This window comes from Bacillus sp. FSL K6-1145 (assembly GCF_038003425.1).
Lineage (GTDB): Bacteria > Bacillota > Bacilli > Bacillales > Bacillaceae > Bacillus > Bacillus pumilus.
The window spans coordinates 1621520-1643496 of record NZ_JBBOPC010000001.1; the positions used below are offsets into that span (position 1 = coordinate 1621520).

The 21977-nt window shown below is 41.7% G+C and carries 17 protein-coding genes; all 17 read left to right on the forward strand.

What is annotated here, in order from left to right:
- Positions 1 to 112: 112 nt before the first annotated feature.
- The 17 genes from pnp to MHH41_RS08180 all read left to right on the forward strand — a co-directional run bounded on the left by pnp (position 113) and on the right by MHH41_RS08180 (position 21939).
- A complete protein-coding gene (pnp, locus tag MHH41_RS08100) occupies positions 113 to 2230 on the forward strand; it encodes a polyribonucleotide nucleotidyltransferase (protein ID WP_137054621.1) in 2118 nt (705 codons plus the stop codon).
- A 174-nt stretch (positions 2231 to 2404) separates the two neighbouring features.
- Positions 2405 to 3298 carry a polysaccharide deacetylase family protein gene (locus MHH41_RS08105; RefSeq protein WP_223250646.1) on the forward strand — a complete coding sequence of 298 codons (894 nt, stop codon included), beginning with the start codon at positions 2405 to 2407 and terminating at the stop codon, positions 3296 to 3298.
- A 33-nt stretch (positions 3299 to 3331) separates the two neighbouring features.
- Positions 3332 to 4561, forward strand: coding sequence for a M16 family metallopeptidase (locus tag MHH41_RS08110; protein ID WP_212045871.1), 1230 nt, complete (start codon positions 3332 to 3334; stop codon positions 4559 to 4561).
- Between the two features lie 73 nt (positions 4562 to 4634).
- Positions 4635 to 5558, forward strand: a complete 924-nt coding sequence (locus tag MHH41_RS08115; protein ID WP_340866081.1) for an aminoglycoside phosphotransferase family protein — start codon at positions 4635 to 4637, stop codon at positions 5556 to 5558.
- A 70-nt stretch (positions 5559 to 5628) separates the two neighbouring features.
- Entirely contained in the window at positions 5629 to 5901 is a 273-nt protein-coding gene (locus MHH41_RS08120) for a YlmC/YmxH family sporulation protein (protein WP_012010001.1), read from the forward strand.
- A 123-nt stretch (positions 5902 to 6024) separates the two neighbouring features.
- A complete protein-coding gene (gene dpaA, locus MHH41_RS08125) occupies positions 6025 to 6927 on the forward strand; it encodes a dipicolinic acid synthetase subunit A (protein ID WP_003212195.1) in 903 nt (300 codons plus the stop codon).
- Positions 6924 to 7517 (forward strand): dipicolinate synthase subunit B, encoded by a 594-nt coding sequence (dpaB, locus tag MHH41_RS08130; RefSeq protein ID WP_050945000.1) that lies wholly within the window; start codon positions 6924 to 6926, stop codon positions 7515 to 7517. The genes dpaA and dpaB overlap by 4 nt, the downstream gene beginning before the upstream one ends.
- Positions 7518 to 7656: 139 nt before the next feature.
- A complete protein-coding gene (gene asd, locus MHH41_RS08135; RefSeq protein ID WP_003211715.1) occupies positions 7657 to 8676 on the forward strand; it encodes an aspartate-semialdehyde dehydrogenase in 1020 nt (339 codons plus the stop codon).
- 92 nt (positions 8677 to 8768) lie between these two features.
- Positions 8769 to 9983 (forward strand): aspartate kinase, encoded by a 1215-nt coding sequence (dapG, locus tag MHH41_RS08140; RefSeq protein WP_050944998.1) that lies wholly within the window; start codon positions 8769 to 8771, stop codon positions 9981 to 9983.
- 30 nt (positions 9984 to 10013) lie between these two features.
- Positions 10014 to 10880 (forward strand): 4-hydroxy-tetrahydrodipicolinate synthase, encoded by an 867-nt coding sequence (dapA, locus tag MHH41_RS08145; protein ID WP_003211660.1) that lies wholly within the window; start codon positions 10014 to 10016, stop codon positions 10878 to 10880.
- A 171-nt stretch (positions 10881 to 11051) separates the two neighbouring features.
- The gene (gene rnjB, locus MHH41_RS08150) at positions 11052 to 12719 is read left to right on the forward strand and encodes a ribonuclease J2 (protein ID WP_003212233.1); all 1668 of its coding nucleotides are present in this window, start codon (positions 11052 to 11054) and stop codon (positions 12717 to 12719) included.
- A gap of 119 nt (positions 12720 to 12838) precedes the next feature.
- On the forward strand, positions 12839 to 13567 hold the full coding sequence (locus tag MHH41_RS08155; RefSeq protein WP_003212436.1) for a ClpP family protease: 729 nt from the start codon (positions 12839 to 12841) through the stop codon (positions 13565 to 13567).
- On the forward strand, positions 13564 to 13800 hold the full coding sequence (locus MHH41_RS08160; RefSeq protein WP_003211099.1) for a YlzJ-like family protein: 237 nt from the start codon (positions 13564 to 13566) through the stop codon (positions 13798 to 13800). Before MHH41_RS08155 ends, MHH41_RS08160 begins: the two co-directional genes overlap by 4 nt.
- A 110-nt stretch (positions 13801 to 13910) precedes the next feature.
- Complete coding sequence (locus MHH41_RS08165) at positions 13911 to 16283, forward strand: FtsK/SpoIIIE family DNA translocase (RefSeq protein WP_003210839.1); 2373 nt, start codon at positions 13911 to 13913, stop codon at positions 16281 to 16283.
- Between the two features lie 164 nt (positions 16284 to 16447).
- A complete protein-coding gene (locus MHH41_RS08170) occupies positions 16448 to 17173 on the forward strand; it encodes a GntR family transcriptional regulator (protein WP_340866085.1) in 726 nt (241 codons plus the stop codon).
- A gap of 102 nt (positions 17174 to 17275) precedes the next feature.
- Complete coding sequence (locus MHH41_RS08175; protein ID WP_436232230.1) at positions 17276 to 18505, forward strand: MFS transporter; 1230 nt, start codon at positions 17276 to 17278, stop codon at positions 18503 to 18505.
- A 317-nt stretch (positions 18506 to 18822) separates the two neighbouring features.
- Positions 18823 to 21939, forward strand: a complete 3117-nt coding sequence (locus tag MHH41_RS08180) for an MMPL family transporter (RefSeq protein WP_253622599.1) — start codon at positions 18823 to 18825, stop codon at positions 21937 to 21939.
- The last annotated feature ends 38 nt before the right edge of the window (positions 21940 to 21977 follow it).

Here is a 21977-nt window from a genome sequence, read left to right on the forward strand (position 1 = left end):
AAGAATGGCAAAAACCCTTCTACATACACCTTTCACATTGATATGTGAAAATCATTTTGTTCATAATAAGAATTAACTAAAATTTCAAGATAAGAGAGGAGTTTTTCTCAGAATGGGACAAGAGAAACATGTCTTCACCATAGACTGGGCTGGACGTCAACTGACAGTTGAAACTGGCCAGCTTGCAAAGCAAGCAAACGGAGCGGTCCTCGTACGCTACGGAGATACAGCTGTGCTTAGCTCAGCAACAGCTTCTAAAGAACCAAAACCACTTGATTTCTTCCCGCTCACTGTGAACTACGAAGAAAGATTATACGCAGTAGGTAAAATTCCTGGTGGCTTCATTAAAAGAGAAGGCCGTCCAAGTGAAAAAGCGATCCTTGCGAGCCGCTTAATTGATAGACCAATCCGTCCATTATTTGCTGATGGATTTAGAAACGAAGTACAAGTTATTAGTATCGTCATGAGCGTGGATCAAGATTGTTCATCTGAAATGGCTGCAATGTTTGGCTCATCTTTAGCATTATGTGTGTCTGACATTCCATTTGAGGGACCAATCGCCGGCGTTACAGTAGGACGAGTTGATGGAAAGTTTATCATCAATCCAAATGTAGAACAGCTTGAACAAAGTGACATCAACCTTGTAGTCGCTGGAACAAAAGATGCGATCAACATGGTCGAAGCTGGTGCTGATGAAGTACCAGAAGAAACAATGCTTGAAGCTATCATGTATGGTCACCAAGAGATCAAACGTTTAATCGAATTCCAAGAGGAAATTGTCAAAGCAGTTGGTAAAGCAAAAATCGATATTCCTCTATATGAAGTAGATCAAACGTTAGCAGACGAAGTAAAAGCACTTGCTGAAACAGACCTGCTGAAAGCGATTCAAGTACATGAGAAGCATGCACGTGAAGATGCAATCAGTGCAGTGAAAAAAGCTGTGGTTGAGAAATTTGCAGAAGAAGATCGCGACGAAGCGACAATTAAACAAGCGAAAGACGTATTAAACAAGCTTGTCAAAAATGAAGTTCGTCGTCTGATCACTGAAGAGAAAGTACGTCCAGATGGACGTGGTGTAGATCAAATCCGTCCACTTTCTTCAGAAGTAGGACTTCTACCAAGAACGCACGGTTCAGGTCTATTTACAAGAGGACAAACACAGGCGCTCAGTATTTGTACATTAGGTGCACTTGGCGATGTGCAAATTCTTGACGGTCTAGGCGTTGAAGAATCAAAACGCTTCATGCACCATTACAACTTCCCTCAATTCAGTGTTGGTGAGACAGGTCCAATGCGTGGCCCAGGCCGCCGTGAAATCGGACATGGAGCGCTAGGTGAACGGGCATTAGAACCAGTGATCCCATCTGAAAAAGATTTCCCTTATACGGTTCGCCTTGTGTCTGAGGTACTAGAATCAAACGGATCTACTTCACAAGCAAGTATTTGTGCAAGCACACTTGCGATGATGGATGCGGGTGTTCCAATTAAAGCACCAGTTGCAGGGATTGCAATGGGACTTGTGAAATCCGGTGAATACTACACAGTGCTGACAGACATTCAAGGAATGGAAGATGCACTTGGTGATATGGACTTTAAAGTTGCAGGTACATCAAAAGGTGTAACAGCACTTCAAATGGATATCAAAATCGATGGTCTATCAAAAGACATCTTGGAAGAAGCGCTCCAACAAGCGAAAAAAGGAAGAATGGAAATCTTAGATAGCATGCTGTCAACGATTCCTGCTTCTAGAGGAGAATTGTCTCGTTATGCACCAAAAATCTTAACGATGAAAATCAATCCTGATAAAATTCGCGATGTCATTGGACCAAGCGGTAAACAAATCAATAAAATCATCGAAGATACTGGTGTGAAAATCGATATTGAACAAGATGGTACAATCTTTATCTCTTCTACAGAAGAAGACATGAACCAAAAAGCGAAGAAAATCATTGAAGATCTTGTGAGAGAAGTTGAAGTAGGACAACTTTACTTAGGTAAAGTAAAACGCATTGAAAAATTCGGTGCTTTCCTTGAAATCTTCAGCGGCAAAGATGGACTTGTTCATATTTCTGAGCTTGCGCTTGATCGTGTAGGCAAAGTAGAAGATGTCGTGAAGATTGGCGATGAATTACTTGTCAAAGTCACTGAAATCGATAAACAAGGCCGTGTGAACCTTTCTCGCAAAGCTGTTTTACGTGAAGAAAAGGAAAAAGAAGAAAAACAGTCTTAATGAAATATGTTAGAAGCCAGGTATCCGTACCAGGCTTCTTTCTTTTCTTGCGCTAACAATAGTTCTAGCTTGTTTCTCCCCATCATAATTTGTGGTAAAGGGGAGGGACAACCATTGAAAAAAACGTTACCATTCATTGTGTTTGTATTTTTACTGCTCGTGTCATATCAAACGATGAAGCAGCCGGCTGCTGTTACATATATTGAATCAATGAAAGAGCATGCTGAGGTTGCATCTGTTTCAAAAGATATTTTATATCAAGAGATTGAATCGAAGTCTTCTGACTATGAAGTGAAGGCGCAAAATGCTAAGATTGATAAAGTGTGGAAAAAGATGCCTGGTCTAAATGGACAGACGGTCAATATCGATGCCTCTTATGAAAAAATGAAAAAACAAGGGTCATTTGATGAAAAGCTGCTTGTTTTCAATGAAACAAAACCTTCTATTCATTTACATGAACTTGGTGCTGAACCCATTTACAAGGGACATCCAGATAAAAAAATGAATGCTTTCCTCATCAACGTGGCTTGGGGTGACGAGCATTTAATCAAGATGTTAAAGACACTGGAAAAGCATCAGGTCAAGGCGACCTTTTTCTTAGAGGGCAAATGGGTGAAAAAAAGCACGGATCTTGCTAAAAAGATCGTGGCAGATGGTCATGAAATTGGAAACCATTCATACAATCACCCAGATATGCGCACACTGACAAGAGAACGAGCATTAGAGCAGATTACCAAAACAAATCGTCAAATTGAAGAATCCCTTGGAAAAAAACCGAAGTGGTTCGCCCCTCCAAGCGGTAGCTTTAAAGAAGAAACAGTGAAGCTTGCCGCAGAAGAAGGAATGGAAACCATTATGTGGACGGTAGACACCATTGACTGGCAAAAACCGTCACCAAACGTACTACAAAAACGGGTGCTTGGAAAAATTCACAATGGGGCGATGATATTAATGCATCCAACAGATTCGACGGCGAAAAGTCTTGACGCACTTATCACTCAAATCAAGGAAAGAGGATATGAATTAGGAACGGTTTCTGACCTCCTAAGTGAAAAAAGACATCCGTGATCCGATCTGTTTGTTGAATAGGAGGAGCAAAACTTGGTCAAAACGTATACATGCCAAAACGGAGTAAGAATTGTACTTGAAAACAATCCCACTGTAAGATCTGTCGCAATTGGCGTCTGGATTGGAACGGGTTCTAGACATGAGACACCAGAAATTAATGGGATATCACACTTTCTAGAGCATATGTTCTTTAAAGGGACAAAGACGAGATCTGCACGTGATATCGCAGAATCCTTTGACCGCATCGGTGGTCAAGTAAATGCCTTTACGTCAAAAGAATACACTTGCTACTATGCAAAGGTGCTTGATTCACATGCCGGCTACGCCCTCGATGTATTAAGCGACATGTTCTTCCACTCTGCTTTTGATGAAGAAGAGCTGAAAAAAGAAAAAAATGTAGTATATGAAGAAATCAAAATGTATGAGGATACACCTGATGATATCGTTCACGATCTGTTGAGCAAAGCGATTTATGGTGATCATTCTTTAGGGTTCCCGATTTTAGGAACAGAAGAAACACTTTCTACCTTTAACGGTGACTCTCTTAGAGCTTATATGGATGAATTCTACACGCCGGACCGCGTCGTTATCTCTGTTGCAGGGAATGTGGATGACACATTCATTAGTGAAGTTGAAAAGTTGTTCGGTTCGTATGAAACGAAAGGAAAAAAACAGCCTGTAGAAGCGCCGCAATTTTACTATGACAAGCTCACACGCAAAAAGGAAACAGAGCAAGCGCATCTATGCATGGGCTTTAATGGCCTCCCAGCTGGAGACAAAGGCATCTATGACTTAATCGTCTTAAATAATGTTCTTGGCGGAAGCATGAGCAGCCGCTTGTTCCAGGATGTAAGAGAAGACAAAGGACTCGCCTATTCTGTTTTCAGCTATCACAGTTCATTTGCAGATAACGGCATGCTGACGATTTATGGCGGGACTGGAGCGAAGCAGTTAAACCTGCTCTCTGAAACCATCTTACAAACGCTAGACGTCTTAAAGCGTGAGGGAATCACGCAAAAAGAGCTTGAAAACTCTAAGGAACAAATGAAAGGGAACCTAATGCTCAGTCTTGAAAGCACAAACAGTAAGATGAGCCGAAACGGTAAAAATGAACTGCTCCTTGGCAAACATCGTACACTTGATGAAATTATTGAAGAAATCAATAAAGTCACATTAGACGGTGTGAATAACTTATCAAAACGAATCTTTACTGAGGATTATGCGCTCTCGCTTATTAGTCCTACGGGTGATCAGCCATCATAATGTAAACAACACGGCAGGCTTCTTATGAGGTCTGCCGTTTATTGTATATCAAGTAGAAAGGGGCACTACTTACATGGAACGAGAAAAACTGAAACTCCTCTCTCCGCTTCTGACACAAGCCATCTCCTTTCAACCGATGACATCTGGATTATCTGGAAACCGTACTTACCTCGTCACAACATCTTCAAGTGAAAAGCTGGTGCTCAAGCTATCAAATCTCAAAACGTATGCTAATTTTAAAAGAAAAGCGTCAGTTCAGCAAAAGTTTAAAAATCGAGGGCTTCTATGTTCTGAAGTCATGGAGGTTGGAATGAATACTGAACTTAACTGTACCTATCGTATTTTCTCTTTTATTGAAGGAGAGAACGCTAGAGCATCCATCCGTCTGCTTACAAATGAAGAGCAGTATGAAATCGGAAGACGGGCAGGCAGAGAGCTGAATTTCATGCATACATGTCCCGCACCTGCTCATGTCGCGCCATGGGATGAGAGAGTCATGGCGAAACATGAACGGTATGTACATGCCTATCAATCAAGTGGAGTGACCATTACGAAAGAGCAATTCGTATTAGATTTTATCAAATCACATGCTGATGCGGTAAAGGCGAGACCTAATCAATTCCAGCATGATGATTTTCATTTGGGGAATATCATCATACAAGAAGGTAAGTATGCCGGCGTCATTGATTTTGATCAATCTGACTGGGGTGATCCGGTTCATGATTTTTATAAATTGTCCTTATTTAGCCGAGAAAATAGTATTCCGTTTTCAGCAGGGCAACTGGATCACTATGTAAATACGCAGGCCACAGACGATTTTTGGCTTCTTTTTTCTATCTATACAGCAATGAGCTGCTTTTCTTCTATTGTTTGGACGCTTTCTTATGACACTGAACATGTAAAAGGTATGGTGAACCGAGTGGAGAGAATGCTGGCAGACCATGATCACTTTCATCAACTGAAACCAGCTTGGTATTCAAATTGGCACCATGCATAACTTGCAAAAGCGGGACGGTCTATTTCTTCTTGTGGCTGCATATATGATACGGAAGGGAAGTGATGCGATTTTGAGGCTAAGCGAGCTGTCAGGAAAAGAGATCGTTGATATCAAAAGAGCGGAGCGGCTTGGCGTGCTTGGACAAACCGACCTTGAAATCAATGAACAGGACGGTCAAATCACAGCACTCATCATACCTTCCGTGAAGTGGTTTGGCTTTCGAAAGCAAGGAAATGATATCCGCGTCCCGTGGAATCACATTCAAAAAATAGGATCAGATATGATCATTCTCGATGTGCCTGAAGCACTTCAGCCGCCCGGGGAAAAAGAGCATCCATCATAAATGGGTGCTCTTTTTCTTTTCTCTCTTCGATTTGTTCACAGGCTGAATCCTCTCCTCATATGCTAAAAGGGAGATTCAGAAAATATTACAGACTTTTTTAAATAAAGAAGGTGAACGGTCAGTATGTTGAGCGGTTTAACGGTTGCGGTGATCGGGGGAGATGCAAGGCAGCTTGAAATTATTCGCAAGCTGTCACAGCAGCATGCCAAAGTGTTTTTGGTTGGATTTGATCAGCTGGATCACGGATTTATTGGGGCTGAAAAGCTAAAAATGTCAGAACTTCCATTCGAACAGGTAGACAGTATGATCCTGCCAGTATCAGGGGCAACGGATGAAGGTGTTGTCGCGACAGTTTTCTCAAATGAACAGGTGTTACTAGAAGCAACATATTTAGAAAGAACCCCTGCCCATTGTACCCTGTACTCAGGTATTTCTAATACGTACTTAGACAATCTGGCAAAGCAGGTGAACCGAAAACTTGTGAAGCTGTTTGAGCGAGATGATATTGCCATATATAACTCTATTCCAACAGTTGAAGGGATTATCATGATGGCCATTCAGCAAACGGATTATACGATTCATGGATCACGTGTCGCTGTTCTTGGGCTCGGAAGAACAGGACTCACCATTGCCCGCACATTTCGGGCACTCGGTGCCGATGTAAAAGTAGGGGCAGCAGATACAGCGCATTTAGCGCGGGCATTTGAAATGGGACTCGATCCATTTTCAATGGACCGGTTAAAAGAAGAAGTAACAGATGTAGATATCATCATCAATACCATTCCAAGCCTTGTATTAGATTCATCTGTCATCGTCAGCATGACACCAAAGACACTCATTTTGGATATCGCCTCCCGCCCAGGAGGAACAGACTTTGACTTTGCACAAAAACACGGGGTGAAGGCGCTTCTTGCACCAGGACTCCCGGGGATTGTCGCACCAAAGACAGCAGGGCAAATCATTGCAAAAGTGCTTTCTGGGCTCTTATGTGAACTTGCAGAGGAAAAAAGGGGGATGGAATCATGACAACATTAAAAGGGAAAAGAATCGGCTTTGGCTTAACTGGTTCCCACTGTACGTACGAAGCTGTTTATCCGCAGATCGAAGCACTTGTAAAAGAAGGAGCAGAAGTGCGTCCAGTGGTGTCATATACGGTCCAGAACACGAATACAAGATTCGGAGATGGGGCGGACTGGATTGAGCGGATCGAGAAGCTGACTGGCTTTAAGGCGATTGACTCAATCGTGAAAGCAGAGCCGCTCGGACCTAAGCTGCCACTTGATTGTATGGTCATTGCTCCATTAACAGGGAACTCGATGGCGAAATTCGCAAATGCCATGACAGACAGCCCTGTTTTAATGGCGGCAAAAGCAACCATTCGAAATCATCGTCCTGTCGTTTTAGGAATTTCAACAAATGATGCGCTAGGCTTAAATGGTACAAATCTGATGAGGCTGATGTCGACAAAAAATATTTTCTTTATTCCATTTGGCCAGGATGATCCATTTAAAAAACCGACCTCCATGGTCGCGAACATGGATTTGCTTTCTCAAACAGTAGAAGAGGCACTTCAGCATAGACAAATTCAGCCAATTTTAATTGGACCAAGCGAATAATAGATTCACTAGAAAATCATGAAAGATTCAAAAAAGATGCTTCAAGCCTTGCTTTTCTATGGTAAAATAAAATGTAAAAAGTCATAGGATGGCCATCCGAAAGAAAAGAATCATGGATGGGTCGGAAGGAGTTTTACTGATGGGAAGAGGATTGCATGTAGCTGTAGTTGGAGCGACTGGAGCTGTCGGTCAACAAATGTTAAAAACACTAGCTGACAGAGATTTTGAAATGGATACACTGACTCTACTATCCTCAAAACGTTCTGCTGGAACAAAAGTGACATTCAGAGGTCAAGAGTATACTGTACAGGAAGCAACACCTGAAAGCTTTGAAGGAGTAAGTATTGCATTATTCAGTGCTGGAGGAAATGTTTCCAAGGCGCTAGCTCCTGAAGCAGTCAAACGAGGTGCGATTGTTGTAGACAACACAAGTGCTTTCCGTATGGACGAAAACATCCCTCTTGTCGTACCAGAGGTAAACGAAAAAGACTTGCATGACCATAAAGGAATCATTGCAAACCCTAACTGTTCAACGATTCAAATGGTAGCGGCATTAGAACCGCTTCGTCAGGCGTATGGCATGAAAAAAGTCATCGTGTCCACTTACCAAGCCGTATCAGGTGCAGGACATGAAGCCATTGACGAGCTATATAGCCAATCACAAGCCATTTTAAATAAAGAAGATGTGAAGCCGGAAGTCATGCCTTATCAAATTGCATTTAATGCGATTCCGCAAATTGATAAATTCCAAGACAATGGCTATACATTTGAAGAAATGAAAATGATCAACGAAACGAAAAAAATCATGCATATGCCAGAGCTGGAAGTAGCGGCAACATGTGTGAGACTTCCAATTGAAACAGGACATTCAGAATCTGTTTACGTCGAACTAGAATCAAACGACGCAACAGTTGAAGACGTCAAGTCCATTCTAAAAGATGCTCCAGGCATTACACTGCAAGATGATCCGTCTCAGCAAATTTATCCAATGCCTGCAGATGCTGTTGGGAAAAACGACGTATTTGTCGGCCGCATTCGGAAAGATTTGGACCGTCCAAACGGGTTCCATATGTGGATTGTATCTGATAACCTGCTAAAAGGCGCTGCATGGAACTCCGTTCAAATTGCAGAAAGCTTAAAAGCATTAAAATTAGTTTAACATTCAATGGATGATGAGGACGAACAGAAGAGAGTTAGGCATCTTTCGCCTGCTCTCTTCTGTTACGTCAGAATGAACTTGGAGTGAAAACAGTGAAAATAATTGTCCAAAAATTTGGCGGTACATCTGTCAAAGATGATCAAGGTAGACAAAGGGCACTTGCACATATCTTATCGGCAAAAGAGAAAGGCTATAAATCTGTTGTCGTCGTTTCCGCAATGGGACGAAAAGGCGATCCTTATGCGACAGATACGCTGCTTGGTCTGCTTTACGGCAGCGCGCAGCATATGACAAATCGAGAAAAAGACTTGCTCGTTTCCTGCGGAGAGAATATTTCAGCTGTTGTGTTTTCAAGCATGCTGAATGAAAACGGGCTAAAAGCTGTAGCGATGACAGGCGCACAGGCTGGCTTTGTGACAGATAAGGAACATACGAGTGCGAAAATTATTGATATGAAGTGCGAACGTCTCGAGGCGGCACTATCTGAACATGATGTTGTCGTTGTTGCTGGGTTCCAAGGAGCCGCGAAAAATGGAGACGTGACCACAATTGGACGAGGCGGCAGTGATACGTCCGCAGCTGCTTTAGGTGCCGCATTACAGGCAGATTTTATTGATATTTTTACAGATGTAGAAGGCGTCATGACGGCAGATCCCCGCATTGTTGAAAATGCAAAGCCGCTCAGAGTCGTGACATATACAGAAATTTGCAACCTTGCATATCAAGGAGCAAAAGTCATTCACCCGAGAGCTGTCGAAATTGCGATGCAAGCAAAAGTACCAATGAGGGTCCGTTCAACATACTCTGATGAAGAGGGCACACTCGTCACGTCACACTACTCAGATAAAATGAGCCATGATGTGTACGACCGCCTCATTACGGGTATTGCACATGTCAATGATGTGACGCAAATCAAAGTCCCGGCAAAAGAAGGGCAATACAGCGTCCAAACTGAGGTCTTTAAAGCAATGGCTAATGCACAAATCAGTGTCGATTTCTTCAATATTACACCGAGTGAGATTGTGTATACCGTGACAGGTGCAATGACTGAAAAGGCAACCTCGATCCTAAAAGATCTTGGTTATACGCCAATTGTCACAACAAATTGTGCGAAAGTATCAGCTGTTGGCGCAGGCATCATGGGTGTACCAGGTGTCACATCAAAAATTGTATCGGCTCTATCCGAGCAAAACATTCCGATTTTACAATCGGCTGACAGCCATACGACCATTTGGGTGCTAGTGAACGAAGAAAACATGAGAGCGGCTGTCAATGCCCTGCACGAAGTGTTTGAACTTTCAAGATAAATGTGATTGAATCATGATGAGGTGAAAAAAATGAATTTCGGAAATATCGCAACAGCTATGATTACACCTTTTGATAAAAAGGGCAACATTGATTTCCAAAAGCTATCAATTCTCATTGATTACTTGTTAAAAAACGGCAGTGACTCATTAGTCGTTGCAGGGACAACAGGCGAATCGCCAACTTTATCGACTGAGGAAAAAGTCGCTCTTTTTCAGCAATCGGTAAAATTAGCAAATGGTCGTTGTAAAATCATTGCAGGAACAGGCAGTAATAATACAAATGCGTCTATCAAACTAACGAAAAAAGCAGAAGAAGCGGGCGTTGATGCAGTGATGCTTGTCGTACCTTACTACAACAAGCCATCACAGGAAGGCATGTATGCACACTTTAAAGCCATTGCCGAGTCTACATCTCTTCCTGTCATGCTTTACAATGTACCAGGGAGAACGGCTGCGTCATTAGCCCCAGAAACAACCATTAAGCTTGCGCAAATACCTAACATTGTCGCAATCAAAGAAGCAAGTGGTGATCTTGATGCCATGACAAAAATTATTGCAGAAACACCAGAAGATTTCGATGTCTATTCAGGTGACGACAGCTTAACACTTCCAGCTGTATCTGTTGGTGCAAAAGGAGTAGTCTCTGTGGCGTCTCATATCGTAGGGCTTGATATGCAGCAAATGCTGAAAAGCTATGCTTCAGGTCAAACGGCCAATGCCGCATTGATCCATCAAAAGCTGCTTCCAATCATGAAACAGCTATTCTCAGCGCCAAATCCAACGCCTGTCAAAACAGCTCTTCAGCTGAAAGGACTAGATGTCGGATCGGTTCGTCTTCCGCTTCTACCTTTGTCAGAAGAAGAGAGACTGGATTTAAGCAGCGTCTTAAACAGCTGATCAAAACAAAAGATTTCGTAAGCGGTCATTCTCAGATGTCCCTGAGTATGACCGTTTTTTATACATAAACACTTTCTTAAAATGTGACTTCATCTTGTTTTCTAAAATTAGATTCAGTTATAATAGCATTAAGCGATGATGGACGGGCTTGAGACTAGGAGGATAAGAATTTTGAAAAAGAAAAATACAGAGAACGTAAGAATTATTGCACTTGGAGGCGTTGGAGAAATCGGGAAAAACTTATATGTCATTGAAATTGATTCGGACATATATGTGGTAGATGCAGGCTTGATGCATCCAGAAAACGAAATGCTAGGCATTGACGTTGTCATTCCTGATATCTCTTATTTAACAGAACGTGCTGATCGGGTGAAAGCAATTTTTCTTACCCACGGACATGATGAAGCAATCGGAGGCGTATTCCATTGCTTAAGCAAATTGTCTGTACCAGTTTACGGAACGAAGCTGACCCTTGCGTTACTTCGAGAAAAATTAAAACAGTATGGCTTCAATCAAAAAGCTGATTTGCGTGAGGTACATGCAAAATCAGTCATTACGTTTGAAACAACAAAGGTATCATTTTTTAGAACGAATCACAGCATCCCTGATTCAGTTGGGATCAGCTTCAAAACCTCTCTTGGTTCAATCGTATGCACAGGTGATTTTAAATTTGATCAAACCCCAGCGCTTAACCAAGCCTGTGACATCGGAGAGATTGCGAAAATTGGAAACAATGGCGTTTTAGCACTTCTTTCAGACAGTGCCAATGCTGAAAAACCAGGCTATACACCTTCTGAGGCGCTCGTCCAAGACGAAATCTCAAATGCGATGTACAATGCTGAAAATCGTGTCATTGTGGCTGTATCTTCATCTAACATTAACCGAGTGCAGCAGATCATTAATGCAACAAATCAAAATGGCCGTAAGCTTGCCGTAGCAGGAAAGAATATGATGACGACTCTTCAGCTGGCGATCAAACTTGGTTATGTCACAGCAGACGAAGAATTATTTGTACCAGTTCAAGAAGTGAAGAAAATGGCGAAAAACGATGTGGTCGTCCTGACAGCTGGAAGCCACGGAGAGCCTTTAGCTGCGTTAACAAAAATGGCGAAACAAAATCACAAACAGCTTCATATTGAAAAAGATGACACGGTTGTGATTGCATCTACACCTCTTCCTGGACAAGAACTTACCTATTCAAAAACAGTGGATTTCCTTACAAGAAGCGGCGCACAAGTCATTTTTGCACAAAAACGTGTGCATGTTTCTGGACATGGCTGCCAAGAAGAGTTAAAGCTCATGCTGAACTTACTAAAGCCGAAGTATTTAATTCCGGTGAATGGCGAATATCGTATGCAAAAAGCACATTCTCGTGTTGCTGAAGAAGTGGGAATGAAACGAAGTGACATTTTCTTGATTGATAAAGGGGATGTTGTGGAGTTTAGAGGACAGAACGTCAAGATTGGTGAAAAAGTTCACCAAGGCAATATTTTGATCGATGGTCTTGGCGTTGGTGATATCGGGAACATTGTGTTACGCGATAGACGCCTATTGTCTCAAGATGGTATCTTAATTGTCGTCATTACGCTCGATAAACAAAAGAAACAATTAATTTCTGGACCTGAAATCATCACAAGAGGATTTGTGTATGTCAGAGAATCTGAAGAGCTGATTGTGAAAGCGACAGAAATGGTCAAAGGGATTGTCAAAGAGCAAACGGAAAACTCAATTGTTGAATGGTCAACATTGAAACAATCCATGCGTGACGTACTCAATCAATTCCTATATGAAAAAACAAAACGTAAGCCGATGATCATTCCAATTATTATGGAAGTATAATGAGAAAGCCCAAGGAGCATAAGCTCTTTGGGCTTTTTTGATGTGGTGCGAGGAATGCGGATTGAATATGGCCTTCTTGTTCATAATAGGAGGAGAGTTTGAGGAAAGGATGGAGACAAATGGACGAAAAAAATGAACAGCAGCCTGAGCGAAAGCCAGAAGAAAAAGACAGCATTATGAGCAAAATACAGCAGCTTGGTGAAACAGCCATACCACAGCTGCCGCAAGATACAAATATCCATTGCCTCACCATTATTGGACAAATTGAAGGGCACATGCAGCTTCCACCACAAAATAAAACAACCAAATACGAGCATGTCATACCGCAAATCGTAGCAGTAGAGCAAAACCCAAAGATTGAAGGGCTTTTGATCATCTTAAATACAGTAGGCGGCGATGTTGAAGCGGGACTAGCGATTGCAGAAATGCTTGCGTCTTTATCAAAACCGACTGTATCGATTGTACTTGGCGGCGGCCACTCCATTGGTGTCCCGATTGCTGTATCGTGTGACTATTCCTATATTGCGGAAACAGCCACGATGACCATTCATCCTGTGCGTTTAACTGGTCTTGTGATCGGTGTCCCGCAAACCTTTGAATACTTAGATAAAATGCAGGAAAGAGTCATTAACTTTGTGACAAGCCACTCCAATATTACAGAAGAGAAGTTCAAAGAGCTCATGTTCTCAAAAGGCAATTTGACAAGAGACATTGGAACAAATGTTGTTGGTCATGAAGCGGCAGAATACGGTCTCATGAATGAAGTAGGCGGTGTAGGACAAGCGATTAAAAAGTTGAACGAGCTGATTGGAGAAAGGGCATCTCAAAACGAGGGGCTGATCCAATGATTTTATACACACCTATGCCATATGAAGCCATTTACGCAGAGGAACAAGGAGACCGCAAACTTCAGCAGGTAAACATCCAAGGCGTGCCAGTTATGGTTGAAATGAAAGAGGATGAAGCAGAAATCGTTCAAGTCATGAGCACCAATCCAATGGATTTTCTGAATCAAGAGCTTGCACCAGGCAAGCGATTGAAGTTACAATTAGGCTCCAATCAAACCGACTCATATGAATGATTCTATGCTATAATAAAGGGAAAACTTACAACAAGATGCAGCCAAAACCAGGCTGCTTTCTTTCTGATCTTTCGGTAGGTTATATTTTCTTTCGTAGTAAGGTGATGAGTATGGCTAAAAAGAGAAAACGGAAAACGAGAAAAAAACAAAATAAACAGCTAAAACTGAAATATGAATTAAATGGGTTAGTCTGTATTGCCATAGCGATCATCGCCATTTTACAGCTAGGCGTCGTTGGACAAACCTTCGTACATTTATTCCGATTCTTTGCAGGTGAATGGTTCATTCTCTGCCTTATCGGATTATTTCTTTTTGGCGTGACCATCTTCTGGAAAAAACAAATCCCAGATATGTTGACAAGAAGAAAAGCAGGGCTATACTGCATCATTGCGAGTATCTTGCTTTTGTCTCATGTGAAGCTCTTTCAGCACCTTTCATCTGCGGGTGCGATAGGCTCTCAAAGTGTGATCAGAAATACATTTGAGCTTTTCTTGATGGACATGAAAGGTGAGACGGGGTCGCCTGATTTAGGAGGCGGCATGATCGGTGCCGTATTATTTGCTGCTTCTTATTTCTTATTTGCACAAGCAGGCTCTCAAATCATGGCAATCGTTCTGATGCTGATTGGAATTGTGTTGATTACAAATCGATCTCTTCAAGAAATGGTGAAAAAAGTGACGCTGCCTGTCTCGCAATTTATGGTGAAGCAGTGGAAAGCGTTTGTTGAAGATATGAAAGGAATCAGGCAGGCGAAAAAGAGCGCGCCCTCTCAGAAAACGGCCCAAAAGAAAAAACGGTCTCGTATTCAAGAAGAGGACGAAGATGATCAGATCATAATGGAAGAGGAAGCGCCAGTGCCTGACAATAGTCAGCCGATTATCTCAAGCTTTGCTGACAGAGATGACATTCTCACCCCGCTCGTTCAAAAAGAGCAGGCGGCAAAAGAGACTTCGCCTCTTCAAGAATCTGTGCAAAGTACGCCGGCTCCATCAGATTCAGCTGATGAACCAAAAGAGGCGCCGCCGATGACGTTTACGGAACTTGAAAACAAAGATTACGAATTGCCATCACTGGATATTTTGGCAGAGCCGCAGCACTCAGGACAGCAAACAGACAAGAAGAATATATATGAAAATGCAAGAAAGCTTGAAAAAACGTTTCAAAGCTTCGGCGTCAAAGCAAAAGTCACACAGGTTCACTTAGGACCGGCTGTTACCAAATATGAAGTCTATCCAGATGTCGGCGTGAAGGTAAGTAAAATCGTCAATCTAAGTGATGACTTAGCCCTTGCTCTCGCCGCAAAAGATATTCGGATTGAGGCGCCGATTCCTGGGAAATCAGCCATCGGTATTGAGGTTCCTAATGCAGAAATTGCGATGGTTTCTTTAAAAGAGGTATTAGAATCGAAGCAAAATGACCGTCCAAATGCGAAGCTGCTGATTGGACTAGGCCGCAATATTTCGGGTGAAGCCGTGCTCGCTGAAATGAACAAAATGCCGCATTTACTTGTAGCAGGATCGACAGGAAGCGGAAAAAGTGTGTGTATCAATGGCATTATCACAAGTATTCTCATGAGAGCGAAACCTCATGAAGTGAAAATGATGATGATTGATCCGAAAATGGTTGAACTAAATGTGTATAATGGCATTCCGCATCTGCTCGCTCCCGTTGTAACGGACCCTAAGAAAGCCTCACAGGCACTGAAAAAAGTCGTCAGTGAAATGGAACGCCGCTATGAATTATTTTCTCATACGGGGACAAGAAATATTGAAGGGTACAATGATTACATTAAACGAATGAATCAATCAGAAGAGGCGAAACAGCCAGAACTTCCTTATATTGTCGTCATTGTAGACGAGCTTGCAGATTTAATGATGGTCGCTTCCTCAGATGTGGAAGATTCTATTACAAGACTTTCGCAAATGGCTCGTGCAGCCGGGATTCATTTAATTATTGCCACACAAAGACCTTCTGTCGATGTCATTACAGGTGTCATTAAAGCCAACATCCCATCTCGCATCGCCTTTAGCGTGTCCTCGCAAACCGATTCAAGGACGATCCTTGATATGGGGGGCGCAGAAAAACTGCTCGGCAGAGGGGACATGCTGTTTTTACCAGTTGGGGCAAACAAACCGGTTCGTGTGCAGGGCGCCTTTTTATCAGATGAAGAAGTAGAGCATGTCGTTGACCATGTGATCACTCAGCAAAAAGCGCAATATCAAGAAGAAATGATTCCAACTGAAGAAACGCAGGATCAGCTTACAGCTGTGGATGACGATTTATATGATGAAGCAGTGGAACTCATCATCGGCATGCAGACGGCTTCTGTCTCTATGCTTCAAAGAAGATTCCGCATCGGCTATACCCGGGCCGCCCGCCTGATTGACGCAATGGAAGAGCGAGGCGTTGTCGGTCCTTATGAAGGAAGTAAACCGAGAGAAGTCCTGCTTTCAAAAGAACAATATGATGAGCTCTCTTCATAAATCGAAGAGAGCTTTCTAAAAAAGAAGTGAACGATAGTATGATTATGTTAACTGGAAGTCAGACTATTTATTTATTTGCAAAAACATGATATAGTTATGTTCAACTTATCTCGGAATAGAGATTTCTCATCTTATCATTTGCATTGATTAGACGGAGGGAAAACATGTCGACCAAAACAGACAATCGCCATTTATATTTGAAAGTGATTGACCGTATTAAAGAAGATATACAATCAGGCGTATATGCCGAAAAAGAAAAGCTGCCTTCTGAGTTTGAGCTCTCAAAGCTTTTAGGCGTGAGCAGAGCGACACTGCGTGAAGCCCTTCGTATATTAGAAGAAGAGAAATATTTAATTAGAAGGCATGGTGTGGGTACGTTCGTCAACACAAGACCACTCTTTTCAACAGGCATAGAACAGCTGGCAAGTGTCACGAAAATGATAGAGCAGGTCAATATGACGCCTGGTACCATTTTTTTATCCTCCCAAGAAGGGGAACCAACAGAGAATGATGTGATTCGTTTTCAGTGTGATGAATCTGATGAGATGTTTTCAATGGAGCGCGTTCGGACGGCAGATGGACAGCCCGTGGTTTACTGTTTAGATAAAATTCCGGTCAAGCATCTTCCCGCTTCTTTTACACATGAAGAAGAGTCTCTTTTTGAGCTGTTTGGAAGAGAACCACATAGCGGGATAAAATATGCAGTTGCTGACATTGAACCAATCGGCTACCACGATCAGGTTTCACCGATACTAGAATGTGACCCTGAAACAGCATTATTACTACTGAAACAAATGCACTATGATCAGGATGATCAGCCGGTCTTATACTCGCTTAATTATTTTCGAGCGGATAAATTCAGCTTTCATGTGATACGTAAACGATTTTAACGAGCAGTCGCTTTCATAAGCGGTTGCTTTTTGTTTGCCCATACATAATACCCGTAAAACTTGCCACACTAATACGTAACAGTATATAGAATTGGGTGAATGATGTTGGGCGAGAAAACAGTCAGTAAAAAGAATATTATTGCATTATCATCAGTGCCTTTAATCATGACACTTGGGAACTCGATGCTCATTCCCGTATTGCCACAGATAGAAAAGACACTTTCCATTACTTCCTTTCAAGTCTCCCTCATTATTACGGTATACTCCGTTGTCGCGATCTTATGTATTCCGATCGCCGGCTATTTATCAGATCGAATCGGGCGAAAAAAGGTACTCCTGCCGTGTCTGTTAATCGCAGGACTTGGAGGGGCTGTGGCAGCAGTTGCCTCAACGATCATGAAAGAACCGTACATGTGGATTCTATTTGGCAGGGTCCTTCAAGGTGTTGGCTCAGCCGGGGCAGCACCTGTCGTGATGCCGTTTATTGGAGATTTGTTTCATGATGATGAAGAAGTCAGTGCGGGACTAGGAGCCATTGAAACCTCTAACACAGCTGGAAAGGTATTGAGCCCAATTATTGGGGCGCTTTTGGCTTCATGGTTTTGGTTTGTGCCATTTTGGTTTATTCCGCTCTTCTCAATCATCAGCTTTCTCATGGTACTGTTCATGGTAGAATCCGCGAAAAAAGAGGAGGACCCACCTTCATTCAAAGAATTTTTAAAATCAACAAAGACCATATTTAAGCATGAGGGACGCTGGCTGTATGCCATTTTTGCAATTGGCGGTTTTATTATGTTTCTTCTTTTTGGTGTGCTTTTTTACTTATCTGATAACCTAGAGGCAGCTTATCAAATTAAGGGTGTCAAAAAAGGGCTCCTGCTTAGCATTCCGCTCCTTTTTCTATCCATCAGCTCATACGTTGCTGGGAAAACAATTGGAAAAGAAAAAGGGAAAATGAGAATCTTTTTAATCGTAGGCATGGTCTTGTTATCACTTTCCTATATGCTTTTATGGTGGAATCACAGCTTATATGTATTGTTTATCTGCTTAAGCATTGGCGGTGTTGGCATCGGTATTGTCCTGCCTGCACTTGATGCCCTGATCACAGAAGGAATTGAAAAAGAGCAGTGCGGAACCATTACGTCGTTTTACAGCAGTATGCGTTTTATCGGTGTCGCTTTAGGACCTCCGATTTACGCTTATCTCATGGATAAAGGGGACTCCATCGTTTTTATTCTCTCGACCATTTGCAGTCTTATTTCTCTATTTTTGGTCATCTTCTTCATCCAGCCAGATGAAGAAGATGAAAGTGAACAATTAAAAACGGTTTAATCTAGAAAAAAGACGGTATTTTGCCATCTTTTTTCTTTTTTATAAATTGACATGTAAAATTTTGATAGTTAAACTAATGTATAGTAATATCTTTTAAATTATTCCAAACGGGAGGTGTTCAAAAACATTCATTTTCTGTCCTTCTTTAGGCGGAAATTGAGTTCGCGTGGTGATGATGAATGTGTGTTTCTTCAACACGAAAAGACAATTGAATAGGTCATCCTGCCATTAGCACGTTGAAGGAGACGCAGTCAGCACTTCAGACACGCTCAAATATAGCAAATTGATTGATGAACTAGAAGGAGCTTGAAGCAGCTATGTTGCAAATAATTAAAGCAAGATGGATTGTATTAGTGGTGTGGATGATAACAGCTGTGATTCTGTTTATTACTGCGCCCAATTTAGAGGAATTAACAAGAGAAAAAGGGCAATTAAAGGTTCCGGAGGGGACACCAACAGCTGAGGCACTTCACTTATTGGATAAGCTCACAGATCAAAACGGGAAAAAAGATACGGGTGTCATTGTATTCTCCGAACAACATCTGTTCCCAAAGAAAGAGCAGGAATTAAAAAAGGCTTTATCTGCACTCATGACACATGCTCCAGACCTCCACGTTGACGGAATTACTTCGTATTTTCATGTAGATCCGGACATTCAAAGACAACTTTTATCAAAGGATAAAAGTACACTTCTTGTTCCATTCAAATTCGACCACTACGAAACAAAAGCTGTGAAGCTTAAAGAACAAATTGAGGAAGTTTTAAAGCCCTATCATGTCTCATATGAAATGACGGGACAAAAATTTGTGGATTCAGATGTCATTCAAAGCTCTCAACAAGGTCTGAAGAAAACTGAACTTATAACGATCATTTTTATTTTCTTTATTTTAATCATTGTTTTCAGATCGATTTTGGCACCTGTTGTTCCGCTCATTACGATCGGCATTTCTTATGCTGTCAGCCGGTGTATTGTGGCTTTTCTAGTAGAATATATGCAATTTCCTCTATCTAATTTTACTCAGATTTTTATGGTAGCGATTATGTTCGGTATAGGAACAGATTATTGTATTTTGCTGTTAAGCCGTTTTAAAGAAGAAATCGGTCAAGGTCGTGATGTCAAAGAGTCGATTATCATCACATATAAATGTGCAGGGAAAACGGTCCTTTTCAGTGGCTTAGCCGTGTTAGTCGGCTTCTCAAGCATTGGGTTTGCCAAATTTCAATTGTATCAATCAGCCGTTAGTGTTGCTGTTGGAGTTGGTATCCTGCTGATCGCCCTTGTCACCATCGTTCCCTTTTTTATGTCTGTTTTTGGAAAATCCCTTTTCTGGCCATCTAAAAGAGAAAACATTCGCCACCCGCAAAGTAAAATGTGGGAATGGGCTGGGCGTTTTTCATTTAAAAGGCCGCTGATCAGCCTAGGTTTAGTTGCACTCATTACGGTGCCTCCTATTCTGATGTACGACGGGACTCTTTCTTATAACAGCTTAAATGAGATTGGGACAAAGTATGAATCAGTGTCTGCATTTAATACGATATCAGAGCAATTTGGCTTTGGGGAAGCGCTGCCCCTGAATGTACTTGTTGAAAGTGACAATAAGTTAGATAACCAAGAAAAGATTGTCATAATTGAAAAACTGACCCGTAAATTAAATGACATTGACGAAGTAAAAACAGTTCGCAGTGTCACTCGGCCTGTTGGGGACGGGCTAAGTCAGCTTTACGTCACCTCTCAAGCAAAAGAGCTGGGCGGAGAATTAGGAAAAGGCCATGAAGGAATCGGAAAAATTTCAGATGGTTTGACCGAAACAAATCTTGCCCTTCTTAAACAAAAACCAAAAATTCAAGAATCCGCTAAAGGCATTGATCAGCTGATTGATGGAACAAAAGCGATCAAAAGCGGCATTGGAGAAGTAAGGGTGTCCCTGATCTCTTTAGAAGATGGGGTGAGGCGCAGTAAAGATGGCGTCGGAACCATTCGAAGTAAAATCAAAGAAGCAAAAAAGGAATTAGAGCAAGAATATCGAAGCAGTGAAGCGATGATTCAAGAGCTTAAACGAATGGTGAGTACGCTTGAACGTCATGCGAAATCAAATCAGCAGCTAATAACCACCATTAAAAAAGTAAAAAGTTCGTATGAAAATGTATCGTTTGAAGCACTTGAAAAACGGCTTCCAGAAGTAAAAGATATGGATGAATATAAAGAAATAAAGAAAGTATTCAAAGACACAAAAGGAATGCTTGATCAAGCAGGGGACCAAATGAGTCTGTATGAAGAGGAAGCCTCTGTCTTTAAAGAAAAGATCAAGAAAGCAGATTCAGTGATTCAAAGCCTATCAAGCAAGCAAAAAGAAGTAAAACGTCAAGTACAAGCGCTCATGGAAGGACTGGATCAAATTTATGCCGGTCTTGATCAAACAAATGAGGGTCAAAAACAATTGATTAAAGAAATGCCTAAAATTGAAGATGGCGCAGACCAGCTGACAGACGGTCAAAAAGCCATCAAAAAAGGATTTAGCCAGCTTTCATCAAAACTCACATTGTTAACAGATGGTTTAGATGAAAGTATTGAAGGGCTTGAGCAGGTCAAAAGCGGCTTCACAGAGGCGGACGGCTATTTAAAGCAGCTTCAGAAAGCGCCAGATGAAGAAATAACAGGCTGGTTTATTCCAGAAGAAGTGCTGAAACGCCCTGAATTTAAGCAAATCTTTCATACGTATATGTCTCCAGATCGTAAATTAACAACCTTTGAAGTTATTTTAAATGTGAATCCATACAGCAATGAAGCGATGAAAGGCGTTGCGAAAATTGAGGACACCCTTGATCAATATTTACCTGTCAGCGGGTTAAAGAATGCAAATTACGGTGTGTCTGGTATCTCAAGTTTAAATGTAGATTTAAAAGAAACATCTGACGGTGACTTTATTCGAACGGTCATTTTCATGCTAGTTGGCATCTTTATCATTTTAATTATATTATTACGGTCAATCGTCATGCCGATATACTTAACACTTTCACTCATTTTAACGTATTTTACATCCGTCGGTTTAACAGAATGGATCTTTAAAACATTTTTTGGCTACGACGGTCTCAGCTGGGCTGTCCCATTTTTCAGCTTTGTCATTCTTGTCACCCTTGGCATTGATTATTCGATCTTCTTAATGGATCGCTTTAATGAATGGAAGGGAGAGCATGTGCAAGCATCAATGATATCAGCGATGAGAAATATGGGTTCCGTCATTATTTCAGCAGTCGCGATATTAGCGGGGACCTTTGCCGCTATGCTGCCGTCCGGTGTATTATCACTTGTTGAAATTGCAACGGTCATACTCATTGGGCTTTTATTATATGCTTTTGTTGTATTACCGCTCTTCATCCCGGTCATGGTTCGTATTTTCGGTAAATGGAATTGGTGGCCTTTTAGAATGAAATAACGACCGGCGTCTCTGCTTATAGCAGAGGCGTTTTTATT

What these genes read in the sequence shown, in the direction of transcription:
- pnp (WP_137054621.1), top strand. Translation starts at nt 113, where the DNA reads ATGGGACAAGAGAAACATGTCTTCACCATAGACTGGGCTGGACGTCAA.
- MHH41_RS08105 (WP_223250646.1), top strand. Translation starts at nt 2,405, where the DNA reads ATGAAGCAGCCGGCTGCTGTTACATATATTGAATCAATGAAAGAGCAT.
- MHH41_RS08115 (WP_340866081.1), top strand. Translation starts at nt 4,635, where the DNA reads ATGGAACGAGAAAAACTGAAACTCCTCTCTCCGCTTCTGACACAAGCC.
- dpaA (WP_003212195.1), top strand. Translation starts at nt 6,025, where the DNA reads ATGTTGAGCGGTTTAACGGTTGCGGTGATCGGGGGAGATGCAAGGCAG.
- dpaB (WP_050945000.1), top strand. Translation starts at nt 6,924, where the DNA reads ATGACAACATTAAAAGGGAAAAGAATCGGCTTTGGCTTAACTGGTTCC.
- asd (WP_003211715.1), top strand. Translation starts at nt 7,657, where the DNA reads ATGGGAAGAGGATTGCATGTAGCTGTAGTTGGAGCGACTGGAGCTGTC.
- dapA (WP_003211660.1), top strand. Translation starts at nt 10,014, where the DNA reads ATGAATTTCGGAAATATCGCAACAGCTATGATTACACCTTTTGATAAA.
- MHH41_RS08155 (WP_003212436.1), top strand. Translation starts at nt 12,839, where the DNA reads ATGGACGAAAAAAATGAACAGCAGCCTGAGCGAAAGCCAGAAGAAAAA.
- MHH41_RS08160 (WP_003211099.1), top strand. Translation starts at nt 13,564, where the DNA reads ATGATTTTATACACACCTATGCCATATGAAGCCATTTACGCAGAGGAA.
- MHH41_RS08165 (WP_003210839.1), top strand. Translation starts at nt 13,911, where the DNA reads ATGGCTAAAAAGAGAAAACGGAAAACGAGAAAAAAACAAAATAAACAG.
- MHH41_RS08170 (WP_340866085.1), top strand. Translation starts at nt 16,448, where the DNA reads ATGTCGACCAAAACAGACAATCGCCATTTATATTTGAAAGTGATTGAC.
- MHH41_RS08175 (WP_436232230.1), top strand. Translation starts at nt 17,276, where the DNA reads ATGTTGGGCGAGAAAACAGTCAGTAAAAAGAATATTATTGCATTATCA.
- MHH41_RS08180 (WP_253622599.1), top strand. Translation starts at nt 18,823, where the DNA reads ATGTTGCAAATAATTAAAGCAAGATGGATTGTATTAGTGGTGTGGATG.